Consider the following 14,176-nt stretch of genomic DNA (forward strand, 5'->3'; position numbering starts at 1 on the left):
TATGTATTAAAAACATAAATAAAAAAGGCCCGCTAAGCGAGCCTCTTTATTATTTTTGTTTGCAAACTTGGTTACCAACTGTGCAGCTTGTTTTACAAGCGGATTGGCAAGATGTTTGACATTCCCCACAACCGCCAGTTTTAGCAGTTTTTTGTAAGGATTCAGTGTTGATAGTACGAATGCGTTTAGCCATGGTTATCCTCCTCAATACTTATCGAATGATATTTATTTTATCATATTTATAAAAAGCCTGTAAAATACTTATTTTGTTAAGTTTTCTTCTGCACTACTAGCTTCTTTAGTTTCTACTGTAGTAGTTCCAGCTAATTCAGGTTCTGTAGTTTTTGTTTCTGCAACAGTCACAGTTTCCTCCTTAGCTTTTTTAGGAGTATCTTTACGCAATACTTTACGTAATGCCATCGCTACTGGTGTAACGATAACAGCCGCAAAAACAGCTTCCGGAATACCATGGGTAGCAGATAAGAAAAGAATAGATCCTAATACTTGATCAGGGCTAAGGTTCATTTTAAGAGCAAACATATCTGCATAAAGCAAGAAGATCAAGCCCATAACCATGATCGTATGGAAAATCGTTCCCATAAATGCTGTAACGATGATACGTGGACCTTGAGATACTTTCCACAATACAAGATATACTAAATATGCTAAGATTGGGAACAATACACGAGGCAACACGGAAATTATGGGATTGATAAATAGTGGAGATAAGATGTTAGGGGCTGTAATATTTTGCCACAAGCTATAGCAACCAAAAATAAAACCTACAAAGCCACCTACCTTAGGACCCTCTACAATGGCACCAATCAATGTTGGTACATGTAGTGTTGTTACATTGAGTGGTCCCAATGGGATGATACCGTAGCCAGATAAGCCTAAAGCAATCGTAATGCCGGCCAATAAACCGATAATGGTAAGTTCACGAATAGTAATACTACTTTTCTTTTGTTTTTCAGCTTTTGGGATCTCCATAGGACTTTCCTTTTCATTATCTTGGATTGATACAGTTGAGTTATCATCCTTTAAACGTTCATTGTTGTTCATAAATCCTCCTTCGCTCTCATTCCATTCTGGATATAAGTCGAAACTAGAAATTAAATACTTTCACGGCGTCGTGAAATAATACCACGCTCTACCAATGCACCAATAATTACAGCCACACCTATCATACCAGCCTCTAAAAGAGCTGGCGTTATAAATATAAGCGGATTACCTTGGTACGTTGGGAAAACGGCGGGAACTAAAGATAAAATAAATTCAGGAATGTAGCCACCATATAATATATGAGCGTTCATAGCAAGCCACATAGCTGCAGTAATAACAATGCGCAATAAACGCACGCCTTTATATGCTAAATCACGAGGATATAAATAAAATACAAATACCAATAAAGATACTAGCAACAAAACAAGCTCAGCAAATAATATATTTACATTCATTGATGATGCATACATAAAATATACCATGGGATCTTGTAAATCAATATGTAGAATGGAACCGATATACAAGAACGGAATCGGTATAATATAACCAATTATATCGAGGGCTTCATCGATCATACCCCAACGGTGAGTACGGTTGAAAAACTTTGTTCCTAGTAAACCGCATAGTTCAATAAGAACTTGAACAATAAAGTACACTACAAATAGTAGTAATGCTTTAGTTATACCATTGTCTACATTAAAGCTAAACGGCGTGTGAAGAAAAGAAAATACAGTCCACCACGCCCAGCTGTATGTATGATAGCCCATATGCAACGGCAAGTCATCATTAAATTTAGCATTCTTTAGCCGGCGCACCATAAATGGTATCACCAGCGATAATACGGGAAATACTAATACTGGCAATGATAAGGCGCCACTTAATGACAGTACTGTTGTAACGGCACTAACAAAGAGGGCGCAAACAAAGGTAAATTGCCAAAAACTTTTATTCATTACGGCCTCCCACTAATCGAGTTAAACCGTAAGCAACAATTAGACTAATTGTGACACCAATATACATAGACACTAAAAAAGCCACATCTCTGCCTACAGTTGGCCAGCCCCACAACATAGATAAATCTACACCTAGGAAAATGCCTTTGTATGCAATGCCATGAATGGCAATCCAACTCACTATGTAAGCAATACGGCTTATAGATTTACCATCACCAAAGGTACTGTCTTTAAACGATAAATACGCCCAAGGCATAAATAGGGATAACAACAAATACCATACTAATGCTACTGTCGCACTCGATCCATTATGAATCATATACGCAATAATCGGAATTACCACGATAAATAGATTCAAATAAAAAGATCGTTTACAAATATCTATCAAAATGTTCATATAGATCTCCTATGATATGTAATCTCTTTGTATTTTACAATAATCAAGGATAAATGTCATCAAAAAAGAAAAACCTCCACACAGGTAAATACTTACCAAGTATGGAGGTCTTTAATTAAGCTACTACAGAATCAGCTGTTACATCAATTGTAGGAACAGTTTCCTGTTGTTCTTCTTTCTTCAACAATGGAGTCATGCTTTCTAAGCCGATACCCAATGTGAATAGATTATGCAACCATGCTGTTTGGCTTGGCGGCATAATACCGAGTACACCACCACCTACAAGAGCACCATTGAAACCAACGATACCATTGTAATTTGCTTTGATGCGTTTCATCAATGCCATAGAAATGCGGCGTAAATCTACAAGAGCTTGTAAGTTATCGGAAGAAATAGTAACGTTCGCAATTTTTTGAGCAATTGGAGCGCCTTCATTCATAGCGATACCAACATGTGCTTCAGAAATTGCTGGGGAGTCATTAATACCATCCCCTACCATCATAACAGTATAGCCTTCAGCTTTAGCTTGCTTTACATAAGCTGCTTTATCTTCTGGCAATACTTCAGCATGTAATTCATCAATACCGAGTTCGTCAGCTACACGTTGTGCATTACGTTTGGAGTCACCAGTCATCATGACAATCTTTTTAATACCCAAAGTGTGTAAATCAGCTATAACTTGTTTTGCTTCCTCTCGAACAGGGTCTTTAATACAAATAACTGCTGCTAATGTACCCCCAATAGCGAGGTAAATATGGGAAGATGAATTTGGTAAATTGTTGAATTTTTCTTGTTCATCTGCAGGAATTTTTGTCTTTTCATCATCAAAGATGTAGTGAGCACTACCAATGCGTACACGGTAGCGACCGACTTTAGATGCAATACCATGAGCTACAACGTATTCTACATCGGAGTGCATTTCCTTGTGAGGCAAGTCATGATCCTTAGCAGCGCGTACAATTGCTTTTGCCATGGAGTGAGGGAAATGTTCCTCAATACATGCAGCTAATTTCAACATTTCATCTGCATCATGACCGTTGAACGGGATGATTTGTTCAAACTCAGGTTCTGCTTTTGTAAGAGTACCAGTTTTATCGAACACAATCATATCTGCTTGTGCAATTTGTTCTAAGAACTTACCACCTTTAACAGTGATACCGCGTTTAGATGCTTCTTGCATAGCGGAAAGTACTGACAATGGAATAGATAATTTTAGAGCACAAGAGAAGTCAACCATAACGAAAGACAATGCTTTCATTACATTTCGAGTCAACAAATATGTTAAACCAGCACCAATAAAGCTAATTGGAACTAATTTATCTGCCATGCGGTATGCTTGTTGTTCCATACCAGATTTCATTTGTTCAGACTCTTCAATAAGGTTAACGATCTTTTCGTAACGAGATGTTTTAGATGTACTACGTACTTCTACAATAGCTTTACCGTCTTCTACAACAGTACCTGCATATACAGAACTATCTTGATCGCGACGAACCGCTTCTGGTTCACCAGTCATGGAGCTTTCATTAACAAGAACAACCCCATCGATAACGACGCCATCCAATGGAATCACTTCGCCTTGACGAATGATAATTTGATCCCCTGCTACAACTTCGTTAACTGGCTTGCTCACTTCAATGTCGTCAACTAATACCCATACTTTATCTACATTCAAAGACATGCTTTGAGCAAGATTTAATACGGATTTACGGTGAGTCCATTCTTCTAAGATATCGCCAATACCTAATAGGTACATAACTGCGCCAGCTGTAGGGTAATCTTTTTGAAGTAATGCAGCACCAATAGCTACACCATCAAGTACTTCTACAGTTAACTTACGTTGCCACAATGTTTTAATGGCTTTGCCGATAAATTTAATACCATCAAACCATGCCCATGCAGCTGCAATTGGTGCAGGCAACACGGCTTTTTTACCTAAGTAAAGTGCAGTACGGTTGATCATCATTTCACGGTATTTTTTATTTACCAAGCGTGGAGAATATTCGTTCAAAGCAGGAGCTTCAGACAAATCTAAATCGCGTAGACCTAGCACTGCTTCACGCACAGCATCAACATCGCCAGTATGTTTAATGGCGATTTGACTGCTACGAGTGTAGAAGGTTACATCTACAATTGCATCATTAAGGAGTAATGTATCCTCTACATAAGCTGCTTCAGCCTCTGTAAAGTGATGACCAGTTACCTTAACATGCAAGCGATTTCTGAGTTTTTTTACTACAGAAAATTGTAACATATGTGCAATCCTCTAATTATTTGTTTTCTTCAAAGATTTCTTCGTTGCGTGCTTCGTTGATTTCTTGAGCTTCTGCCAATACATCAGATGCGGATGCTTGTACTTTTTCAGCTGTTTCTAATACAGTTTCTTTAGCGCGAAGGCCAGCTGCTACGATACCAGCATATACTTTTTTAGCATCTTTAGAAGTTAAAACTTTAAGACCTACAGTACCCAATGCAAGACCTGCTGCGAATAAGTTAGCGTTTTTAAGATTTTTTTGATCGATGTTGAACATGATAATATTCCTTTCTACTAAATATGATAAAAAATTTAATTACTATATTTGAAAAGAGGAGACATTATAGATACTCCTCTTCTCATTCAATAACTTGAGTGTTGTTCTGATTACTTATCAGCTCGTTTAATGCCTAACGCTTTATTGGAACCATCACAACTGCAGCTTCCACCACAACCAGATGATTTACCGGAGTCAGATCCACCGTCGCCACAGCCACAGCCACCTTTACCGCCTACTTGTTTAAACATTTTAGAACCAATATAAGCTAGAGCTAGAACAACTATGAGTCCTATAATAAGATTATCCATTATTTTGCCTCTTTCTCAATATCAACTAAATCACAATATCTGTCTTAGTGATAAATAAGATAAAAGCAATATCTAAAGGATATTCCCCTTTTCTCATTATCATTTAACCACGAATATTGATAATTAGCAAGTATTTTTTTTAAATTAACTATAACTAAATCGCAATTCTTCAATGCAGTTTGATTTAACTACCTATAAAGTGTCTAAAATACTGTATTTAACGACTCACGAATTAGAAACCTAATGCACGGCCCACATTGTAGAAGATGAAACAAGCAGTCCAAGCAAATGCGTTTTCATAGAAGAACATGAAAGCAACCCATTTCCAAGAACCTGTTTCACGTTTAATAACAGCTAATGTTGCCAAACAAGGTGGGTAAATTAAGATAAACAACATCATTGTCAAACCAATTAACGGTGTGAAATGAGGGTCATTTTGTAGGTACTCAGTCAACGGTGCTGGATTTTGATCATCGCCACCAACAGCGTAAATAGTACCTAATGTAGAGATAACAACCTCTTTAGCCGCTAAACCAGCTACTAATGATAGGCCCATTTTCCAATCAAACCCCAATGGTTCTAGCACTGGGTTGATGGCTTTACCAAAGGATGCTGCATAGGATTGTTCAATTTTTTCCGCAGCTTGTTCTTTACCAATTTTGTCATTTTCAGCATCTAAGTTAGCACTGTTTTTATACATTGCCCATGCTGCTGGGAACAAGTCTTTATTTTTATCTTTAATATCATTGAATAATTCAGGCGCTGCAGAATCAGCTTCTACGGCTACTTCAGGTTCATCTTCTCCTGCTTGCTTAGCAGCATCAGTAGCATCTTGTACAGTAGATTTCATATCTTCAACAATTTTATCTACTGCTTCTTTTTGGTCATCTGCAGTAATGCCAAATTGTGCTAATGTAGCTGCATCTTTTACTTCGTACGCTTGAGCAACTTGTTCTTTCATTGCATCGTAATCTTTGGAGTATTCTACATCCATAGGGTATGCAGTGATAAACCAAATCAAGATGGATGCTGCCATGATGAAAGTACCGGCTTTAATAATGTACAATTTAGCACGTTCATACATATGTAACCAAGTTGCTTTCAATGTAGGCAAGTGGTAAGGAGGTAATTCCATTACAAATGGTTCAGCCTCACCAGAGAAAATGAATTTACGGAAGATTTTCGCAAAGATAACACCAAAGATAATACCTAAGAAGTATACAGAGAATACAACTAATGTACTATCCCATCCATTTGGGAAGAACGCATTAGCAAATAAGATGTATACAGGTAAACGAGCAGAACAGCTCATGAATGGTGTAATCAAAATTGTAACCATTCGATCCTTATAGTTATCAAGGATGCGAGCGCCCATTACGGATGGTACGGAACAGCCAAAGCCTAATAATAAAGGAATAAAGGATTTACCATGCAAACCACAAGCGCGCATTACGCGGTCGATAACGAAGGCTGCACGGGCCATATAACCAGTATCTTCCAAGAAGGAAATACCAAGGAATAGCAATAGAATCAATGGTAAGAAGGAAAGTACGGCACCTACACCGGCGATAATACCGTCAGATACAAGGGACTGTAATTGACCTTCTGGAATATTTTGAACTGCATAAGCTTGTAATGCAGCAAAGCCATCTTCAATCCAACCTTGAGGAATACCACCTACGATGTTTACGAACGCAAACAATAGGTACATAACAATCATGAAGATTGGTAAGCCCCAAATACGGTGTGTTAAGATTTTATCATAACGATCGGAGCGTGTTTCTATTTCTTTTGGAGCTTGTGTTAAAGATTGGTTATATACTTCAACAGCATAACGATGACGATATTCTTGGAATACTATATCAAGATCAACTTGATCTTTGATTTCTTCACGGATAGCAGCTGCCTTTTGTAAAACTGCCTCTGTATTCGCAAAGCCTTTAACTTTTTCCACCACATCTGGATCGTTTTCTAATAATTTAATAGCGATCCAACGTAGTGGATACGTTACTGTACCAGCTTCTTCAAGTGCTGCTACTAGTTCAGCAATTTTGCCTTCTAATAAATCACCATAATTAACTGTTACACCAGGCGCTTTTTGAGAAGCAGCTACGCTAATTGTTGCTTCTAACAACTCTTTTGTACCAATGTTTGTACGACCTACTGTACTAACGATTGTAGCGCCTGTTAATTCAGCCATTTTTTTAAAGTCGTATTTGATGCCCATTTCTTCAGCAACGTCAGACATGTTTAGAGCAATAACCATTGGCTTTTCAAGTTCCAACAGTTGTGCCGCTAAATACAAGTTACGTTCTAAGTTAGATGCATCAAGAACGTTTACGATTACATCTGGATTATCGTTTACGATTACATTTCGAGCTACTAACTCATCCAATGAACGTGCTGTTAAACTATACGTACCTGGTAAGTCAATAAATAATAAATCACGACCATTAAAATTAGCATGGCCTTCTTTCTTTTCTACCGTAACGCCGGCATAGTTACCAACGTGTTGCTTCGCCCCTGTGATATTGTTAAACATTGTAGTTTTACCACAGTTAGGGTTACCTGCTAAGGCAATACGAATTTGCCTATTTTCTGCCATATAGACCTCCTATTATACCTCTACATCAATCATGCCAGCTTCACTTGTACGAAGTGCTAATTCAAAGTTTTTAACTTTAACTTCTACTGGATCACCCAAAGGGGCAAACTTCATAACATGAATTTTTGTACCTTTAACAAGGCCCATGTCAATCAGACGATGTTTAACATTGCCACTGCCATGTAGAGCAACAATAAGACCAGACTCACCTGGCTTCATGTCTTTCAATTTTTTGATAGCCATATTACACCTCCTATTTATTTTTTGTACCTAACAACCTCATATTAACCACACCAAATAAGAATGCGTATTAATATCTTAAACTATTATACCAAATCAAACATTAATTTCAACAATTATTATCAATTTTATTGTTATTTTCTATCTCATATGTATATTTTTTTCTCATATTAACTATGAATATTATTTTATTATGATTCAAGATAACCCCCATTGGGTATAGTATTTACCTCTCTACACTTAATTCATAGTAGAAATATAAAATAAGAAAAATTACTAAGATTATCATTACTGATAACTTAATCATTCTCATTTATCCCTTTAAACTCTATTTTAATATTTATATTTTAATGTTTTTCATTCTCATAAATATTCATTAAATCGTTGTTTTCCAATTTATTATCAATTAGTTGTGATTTTAATATAATTTCACACCTATTTTATTTAAATCGTCTATGGTTCCCTAATAATAATGGCCCGGGATAACAATTCAATTTATTTGCCCCTGCTATGTGCATAAGGTATAATTAATATAATATGTATTATAGAAAGGACTATCCATGAAATCTTTTAAAACTTTAGGCGTTTGCGATGAGCTTATCCAAGCCCTACAAAAACAAGGTATCAAGGAGCCCACGCCAATCCAAGAACAATCCATTCCTGTGGTATTTAAAGGGAATGATGTTATAGCAAAAGCTCAAACAGGCACAGGCAAGACTCTTGCCTTCTTATTGCCTATTCTTCAACGTGTACATACAGATGTACATCAAGAACAAGTGCTTATCATTGCACCTACACGTGAACTTATAAAACAAATCGCAGATGAGGCGAAAGAAATTGGAGCGATTCTAAACGTAGATATCCTACCTCTTATCGGCGGTAAAACAATTGAAGCCCAATTACAACAACTAGGTCGTCGTCCACAAGTGATTTTAGGTACACCAGGTCGCCTACTAGATCACGCGAAACGAGGTTCTTTACATTTAGATTGTATTCGCCGTGTTGTACTAGACGAAGCAGACCAAATGCTTCATATGGGTTTCTTGCCTGATATTGAAAGTCTCATCAGTCAAACAGATGCAAATAGACAGCTATTACTATTCTCTGCAACGATTCCAGACAAAATTCGTAACCTTGCAAAGGCATATATGTCTAAGCCAGTTTCTGTTACAGCTGAAGGTAAACATGTTACCCTTGAATCGATTGATCAACGAGTGTATATGATGAACCCTGAAGAGAAAACAGAACGTCTCATCAAAATGATCGAAGAAGATAATCCATTCTTAGCCATCGTATTCTGTAATAAACGAGAAGGTGCCGTTCGTTTATCCTATGAATTGACTGCAGCTGGTCTTAACATAGCAGAAATGCACGGCGACTTAACACAAGGCCGTCGTACACAAATTTTGCGAGACTTTGCTAAAGCGAAAACACAAATCTTAGTTGCTACAGATATTGCAGCTCGTGGTATCGATATTGAAGGTATTACTCATGTATATAACTACGATGTACCTCGCGATGTAGATTACTACATCCATCGTATTGGCCGTACTGGTCGCGCTGGTAATTCTGGTGTGGCCGTAACCTTTGCAACACCACAAGATGAATCTTGGTTGCGACGCATCGAGCGTGCCATTCAAGCAACGCTTACTAAATATACTAAAGATGGTCAAATCAAAACTAAGGGTAACGCAAGTGCTGCACCAAAACGTGCAAAAGCAGCAGGCAAACCTAAAGTAAGTAGCTCTTATCAAGCTACTAAGGCTAAGGCCCACAAAGCACGTGGTCATAAGGGTTCCAATACACGCCAACGCCGCACAGCTACGTCTCAAACAGGACGTCGTGGCAAACGTAGATAATACAGCATATATATTGATTGTTTAGTAAATTAAGATATTATTTCTCTTCAAAGAATATATCAACCAAAAGACGCGCACAGCATAGCTGTACGCGTCTTTTAATTATCAAACTACATTAGTAGTTTCTATATTAGTATATATTTAACTATAATAGATTAATATTTACTTATTCACGTAAATACTTGGTACTCCATCTACATCGGAGCACTGAGTTTTACATTGAGATCGATTACTACAAATCCAGTTTACTCGACCTCTCACCTCTTGCTTTACAAAATAACCTTGTTTACATCGCGGACATTTATATTGTTTATCGTCATCAGATATTTCAATATTACTTTCACCATTAGGATTCACACCTTCAACAGGTTGCGTATGCTTACATGCAGGATAATTGGTACAGCCTAAAAAGGCGCCAAATTTGCCATTTCGCTGTTGCAAATGGCCCTTATTACACTTCGGACAAACAGGCAAGGAAGATACATCAACGTCAGTATTATCCATAGGGCGTTTCCGATTTTGATTCGTTATCGTGCGAACCACATTTGGCATCATCTGACCAGGACTACCTTGTTTATCAAAGCCCAGTTTATCAATCAAATGTTTCAAAAACTTAATCTGATCAGACAAGAAAGAATCTAATGTATCCTCACCTTCACTCATGAGCGCCAATCGTTCCTCCCATACAGCCGTTTCATCAGGATATAACAGTTCATCAGGCAATGCATCAACTAAGAGATAGCCCGTTTCAGTTGGTGATAACACTTGCTTCTTTCCCGATGTTTTCATAAATCCACGACTGATGAGCTCGTCAATAATATTAGCGCGAGTCGCCTCCGTACCAATACCAGACACCGCTTTTAATTGCTTTTTCAAGTCTTCATTTTTTACAAACTTGTGAATTTCCTTCATGGCTTGTAACAAAGTAGACGGCGTGAAGCGAGATGGTGGCTTGGTTTGCTTCGCCTCTACAGAGGAATCCGTATATAAAACAGTGTCGTTCTTTTTAACGGCCGGCAATTGATCCGCCTCTTCAGGAACTTCTTTTTTAGGATCTGATTCGGCCCCACTTTCATCGGTTAAATCCGGTTCCTCATTATCTGTTGCAGACTTAGATTTTCGTCGTTTATAGAGGGTCTTCCAGCCTTCTTCAATAACCACACGACCATTAGCAACAAACTCTTCTTTACACTGCTCTACTACAATTTTAGTTTGCTCATAAACATGCTCTCCATAAAACTGAGCAATATAAGCTTGGCTGATAAGGAAGTAAATATTTCGTTCTTCACGAGTCAAGCTATTTATATTACAAGCAACCGTAGTCGGAATAATAGCATGATGGGCCGTAATTTTCTTTTCATTCCAAGCGCGGCTCTTAATAGAGCGATCAGCATCACTAGCCCACTGTGCTAACCGCTCATCACCTGCATTCTGTAAATTATTGAGGATCGCATTGCGGTCACCATATTGATTCGGTGGTAAATATTCACAATCAGAACGAGGATAGGTGGTCAATTTCTTCTCATATAATTTCTGTGCCGTATCAAGTACAGTTTGCGGATCATAGGAAAAGGCTTTACCGGCCAATACCTGTAAGGATGACAAGGATAATGGTAGCCGCTGTGCATCTTTTTTCTTAGATTTAGTAACACCCTTAATAATGCCATCTGGACCATCTTTTAACTGTTCAACTAATGCATCAGCTATAGCATTATTGATGAGACGACCATCAGGATCTAAGCCTTTCTGCTCATCTGTAGGTTGCCACGTAGCCCAGAATACACCATTAGGATGGTTATACAAAACTTTCACAGTAAAATAGTCTACTGGCTTAAATGCAGCTAACTCTCGTTCTCTACGTACAACAAGCGCCAAGGTAGGGGTCTTAACTCGCCCTATAGGCAATGTCACCTTATTGCCCTTATAACGTTCAGCTAAAGTATAAGCGCGAGATAAATTCATACCAATGAGCCAATCTGCACGAGCTCTTGCCAATGCCGATTGATATAAATTATGAAAGTCCTTATTATCTCGTAAATCATTAAGAGCAGAACGAATAGATTTTTCATCGAGCGCATTTAGTAAAATTCGCTGCACTGGCTTTGTATTCCCCACATAGTACAATACTTCGTCAACTAAAAGTTGCCCTTCCCTGTCCGGATCACCTGCATTTACGATCATATCCGCTTTACCAATCAAGTCTTTTACCGTCTCAAACTGTTGGCGACTGCTATCTGTAACGAGTAGTTTCCACTCATCTGGCACAATCGGCAGATCTTGAGGGCGCCAACGAATATATTTATCGTCATAATCTCCTGGTTCTGCTTGATGTAACACGTGACCAACCACCCAAGTCACTACATCATCACCTTGGATAAAATAGCCATTCCGCTTTTGGATATTTTTATTTTCTGGCAAGCATTTACTAATTTCGCGAGCCATGGATGGCTTTTCCGCAATAAATAACCGCATGGTCCCCCTCCTTAACATGAAGATAACGGCTAATCCCCAAGCCGTTCTATGAAATCTCATTATACTACAATTTAGTGGTCATAACTAGAAAAATCATGTATAATTTTTACGATATAGACTGTAAAAGTAGAACTCTAATATATATCTACTTATACAAACATACTAATAGAGGTGAACCATGACATTTTTAGAAGAAGTACAACGTCGTCGTACGTTTGCTATCATATCTCACCCGGATGCGGGTAAAACAACATTAACAGAAAAATTACTATTATACGGTGGTGCTATTCACTTAGCGGGTTCCGTAAAGTCTCGTAAAACTGCAAAACACGCTGTCTCTGACTGGATGGAGATTGAAAAGCAGCGTGGTATCTCAGTAACGAGTTCCGTGTTGCAATTCGACTATGACGGTTGTCGCGTAAACATCCTCGATACCCCTGGTCACCAGGACTTCTCCGAAGATACGTACCGTACATTGATGGCTGCCGATAGTGCTGTCATGCTTATCGATGTAGCAAAAGGCGTCGAAGCACAGACGAAAAAACTATTTGCTGTATCTAAAGAACGCGGTATTCCTATCTTTACCTTTGTAAACAAAATTGACCACTTCGGTCGTAGCCCATTTGACTTGATGGAAGAAATCGAAAATGTTCTCGGCATTCGCACATGCCCTATGAACTGGCCTATCGGTATTAATGGCGAGTACAAAGGTGTATACGACAGAGAACATGAAACTATCGAGCTCTTCGCAAAAGACGAAACACATGGTCAAGAAAAGTTAGCCTCTGAAAAAGGTGCTTTAACTGATCCTCGTATGAAAGAGTTATTAGGTGACGACGTATACCAAGCTTTGCTTGATGATATTGAGTTGCTTGACGTTGCAGGCGATCCATTCGACTTTGATAAGGTTCGCGCTGGTGAATTGACGCCAATGTTCTTCGGCTCTGCCATGACTAACTTTGGGGTAAAACCATTCTTAGAGAAATTCTTAGAACTTGCTCCATCCCCTGCTCCACGTCAAGCAATAGAAGAAGTGGTACAACCTACTAGCGAAGATTTCTCCGCCTTAGTATTCAAAATCCAAGCTAATATGGATCCTAACCACCATGACCGTATCGTATTCATGCGTATCTGTTCTGGTAAATTCGAAAAAGGTATGTCCGTATTACATCGACAATCTAACAAAACGATTCGCCTATCTCAACCTCAACAATTCTTAGCTACAGAACGTACTATCGTAGAGGATGCATACCCTGGCGATATTATCGGTGTCTTTGATGCTGGTACTATGGGCGTAGGCGATACACTATGCGCACCAAAGCACAAAGTAACCTTTGGCGACTTCCCTGTATTCCCTCCGGAATTCTTTGCTCGCGTATCCCCGAAAGATACGATGAAGCGTAAGCAATTCCAAAAGGGTATGACTCAGTTAGCTCAAGAAGGTGCCGTTCAAATCTTTGAGCAGCCAGGTGCCCTTGACTCCTTCGTAGTTGGCGCTGTAGGTATGCTTCAATTTGAAGTATTAGAATATCGTCTCAAAAACGAATATGGTGTAGATTTATTAAATCATACATTGCCATACAGTGTAGCTCGATGGATTGACGGTGATGTAGACATTGCTTCCTTAAAGGGTGTTGATAATGCAATGATCGTAAAAGATAATCGCGATCGCACTGTAGTCCTCATCTCCAACGAATGGCAAATGGGTTGGGTTCAAGAACGTAATCCAGATGTTACCTTCTTAACTACGCCTAAGCTACATCATGATCTATAACAGCTATAACTTCTAATTATTTTATATATTAG

General features: G+C 38.5%; 12 protein-coding genes. 2 read left to right on the forward strand and 10 right to left on the reverse strand.

The genetic code is table 11. From position 1 onward, the window contains the following. Positions 1-49: 49 nt before the first annotated feature. The 9 genes from scfA to RYM16_RS06245 form a co-directional block, all read right to left on the reverse strand. Entirely contained in the window at positions 50-193 is a 144-nt protein-coding gene (gene scfA / locus RYM16_RS06205) for a six-cysteine ranthipeptide SCIFF (RefSeq protein WP_004693318.1), read from the reverse strand. Between the two features lie 68 nt (positions 194-261). Further along, on the reverse strand, positions 262-1,062 hold the full coding sequence (locus RYM16_RS06210; RefSeq protein ID WP_314982997.1) for an ECF transporter S component: 801 nt from the start codon (positions 1,060-1,062) through the stop codon (positions 262-264). Positions 1,063-1,112: 50 nt separating this feature from the next. Further along, on the reverse strand, positions 1,113-1,955 hold the full coding sequence (locus RYM16_RS06215; protein WP_314982999.1) for a hypothetical protein: 843 nt from the start codon (positions 1,953-1,955) through the stop codon (positions 1,113-1,115). Beyond that, positions 1,948-2,352, reverse strand: a complete 405-nt coding sequence (locus RYM16_RS06220) for a hypothetical protein (protein ID WP_009351406.1) — start codon at positions 2,350-2,352, stop codon at positions 1,948-1,950. Before RYM16_RS06220 ends, RYM16_RS06215 begins: the two co-directional genes overlap by 8 nt. 115 nt (positions 2,353-2,467) lie before the next feature. Further along, a complete protein-coding gene (locus tag RYM16_RS06225) occupies positions 2,468-4,606 on the reverse strand; it encodes a heavy metal translocating P-type ATPase (RefSeq protein WP_314983002.1) in 2,139 nt (712 codons plus the stop codon). 16 nt (positions 4,607-4,622) lie between these two features. Next, the gene (locus RYM16_RS06230; protein WP_004697111.1) at positions 4,623-4,883 is read right to left on the reverse strand and encodes a DUF6110 family protein; all 261 of its coding nucleotides are present in this window, start codon (positions 4,881-4,883) and stop codon (positions 4,623-4,625) included. 110 nt (positions 4,884-4,993) lie between these two features. Further along, the gene (locus RYM16_RS06235) at positions 4,994-5,194 is read right to left on the reverse strand and encodes a FeoB-associated Cys-rich membrane protein (protein ID WP_314983004.1); all 201 of its coding nucleotides are present in this window, start codon (positions 5,192-5,194) and stop codon (positions 4,994-4,996) included. Positions 5,195-5,426: 232 nt separating this feature from the next. Continuing rightward, positions 5,427-7,799 (reverse strand): ferrous iron transport protein B, encoded by a 2,373-nt coding sequence (gene feoB, locus RYM16_RS06240; protein ID WP_265137523.1) that lies wholly within the window; start codon positions 7,797-7,799, stop codon positions 5,427-5,429. Between the two features lie 12 nt (positions 7,800-7,811). After that, the gene (locus RYM16_RS06245; protein WP_009351422.1) at positions 7,812-8,042 is read right to left on the reverse strand and encodes a FeoA family protein; all 231 of its coding nucleotides are present in this window, start codon (positions 8,040-8,042) and stop codon (positions 7,812-7,814) included. A gap of 557 nt (positions 8,043-8,599) precedes the next feature. On the opposite strand from RYM16_RS06245, the gene RYM16_RS06250 reads away from it, so the two are divergent. Further along, on the forward strand, positions 8,600-9,898 hold the full coding sequence (locus tag RYM16_RS06250) for a DEAD/DEAH box helicase (protein ID WP_314983005.1): 1,299 nt from the start codon (positions 8,600-8,602) through the stop codon (positions 9,896-9,898). Positions 9,899-10,060: 162 nt separating this feature from the next. Here RYM16_RS06250 and RYM16_RS06255 read toward each other — a convergent pair whose 3' ends face one another. After that, the gene (locus RYM16_RS06255; protein ID WP_314983007.1) at positions 10,061-12,370 is read right to left on the reverse strand and encodes a DNA topoisomerase 3; all 2,310 of its coding nucleotides are present in this window, start codon (positions 12,368-12,370) and stop codon (positions 10,061-10,063) included. Positions 12,371-12,548: 178 nt separating this feature from the next. Between RYM16_RS06255 and RYM16_RS06260 the strand changes: the two genes are divergently transcribed. Further along, entirely contained in the window at positions 12,549-14,144 is a 1,596-nt protein-coding gene (locus RYM16_RS06260) for a peptide chain release factor 3 (protein ID WP_314726264.1), read from the forward strand. The last annotated feature ends 32 nt before the right edge of the window (positions 14,145-14,176 follow it).

The organism is uncultured Veillonella sp. (assembly GCF_963524655.1).
Lineage (GTDB): Bacteria > Bacillota > Negativicutes > Veillonellales > Veillonellaceae > Veillonella.

Excerpts from the sequence above, each read along its gene's own strand:
- RYM16_RS06220 (WP_009351406.1), bottom strand. The coding sequence starts at position 2,352 with ATGAACATTTTGATAGATATTTGTAAACGATCTTTTTATTTGAATCTA.
- feoB (WP_265137523.1), bottom strand. The coding sequence starts at position 7,799 with ATGGCAGAAAATAGGCAAATTCGTATTGCCTTAGCAGGTAACCCTAAC.
- RYM16_RS06250 (WP_314983005.1), top strand. The coding sequence starts at position 8,600 with ATGAAATCTTTTAAAACTTTAGGCGTTTGCGATGAGCTTATCCAAGCC.
- RYM16_RS06210 (WP_314982997.1), bottom strand. The coding sequence starts at position 1,062 with ATGAACAACAATGAACGTTTAAAGGATGATAACTCAACTGTATCAATC.
- RYM16_RS06255 (WP_314983007.1), bottom strand. The coding sequence starts at position 12,370 with ATGCGGTTATTTATTGCGGAAAAGCCATCCATGGCTCGCGAAATTAGT.
- RYM16_RS06245 (WP_009351422.1), bottom strand. The coding sequence starts at position 8,042 with ATGGCTATCAAAAAATTGAAAGACATGAAGCCAGGTGAGTCTGGTCTT.
- RYM16_RS06225 (WP_314983002.1), bottom strand. The coding sequence starts at position 4,606 with ATGTTACAATTTTCTGTAGTAAAAAAACTCAGAAATCGCTTGCATGTT.
- scfA (WP_004693318.1), bottom strand. The coding sequence starts at position 193 with ATGGCTAAACGCATTCGTACTATCAACACTGAATCCTTACAAAAAACT.
- RYM16_RS06260 (WP_314726264.1), top strand. The coding sequence starts at position 12,549 with ATGACATTTTTAGAAGAAGTACAACGTCGTCGTACGTTTGCTATCATA.
- RYM16_RS06230 (WP_004697111.1), bottom strand. The coding sequence starts at position 4,883 with ATGTTCAACATCGATCAAAAAAATCTTAAAAACGCTAACTTATTCGCA.
- RYM16_RS06235 (WP_314983004.1), bottom strand. The coding sequence starts at position 5,194 with ATGGATAATCTTATTATAGGACTCATAGTTGTTCTAGCTCTAGCTTAT.
- RYM16_RS06215 (WP_314982999.1), bottom strand. The coding sequence starts at position 1,955 with ATGAATAAAAGTTTTTGGCAATTTACCTTTGTTTGCGCCCTCTTTGTT.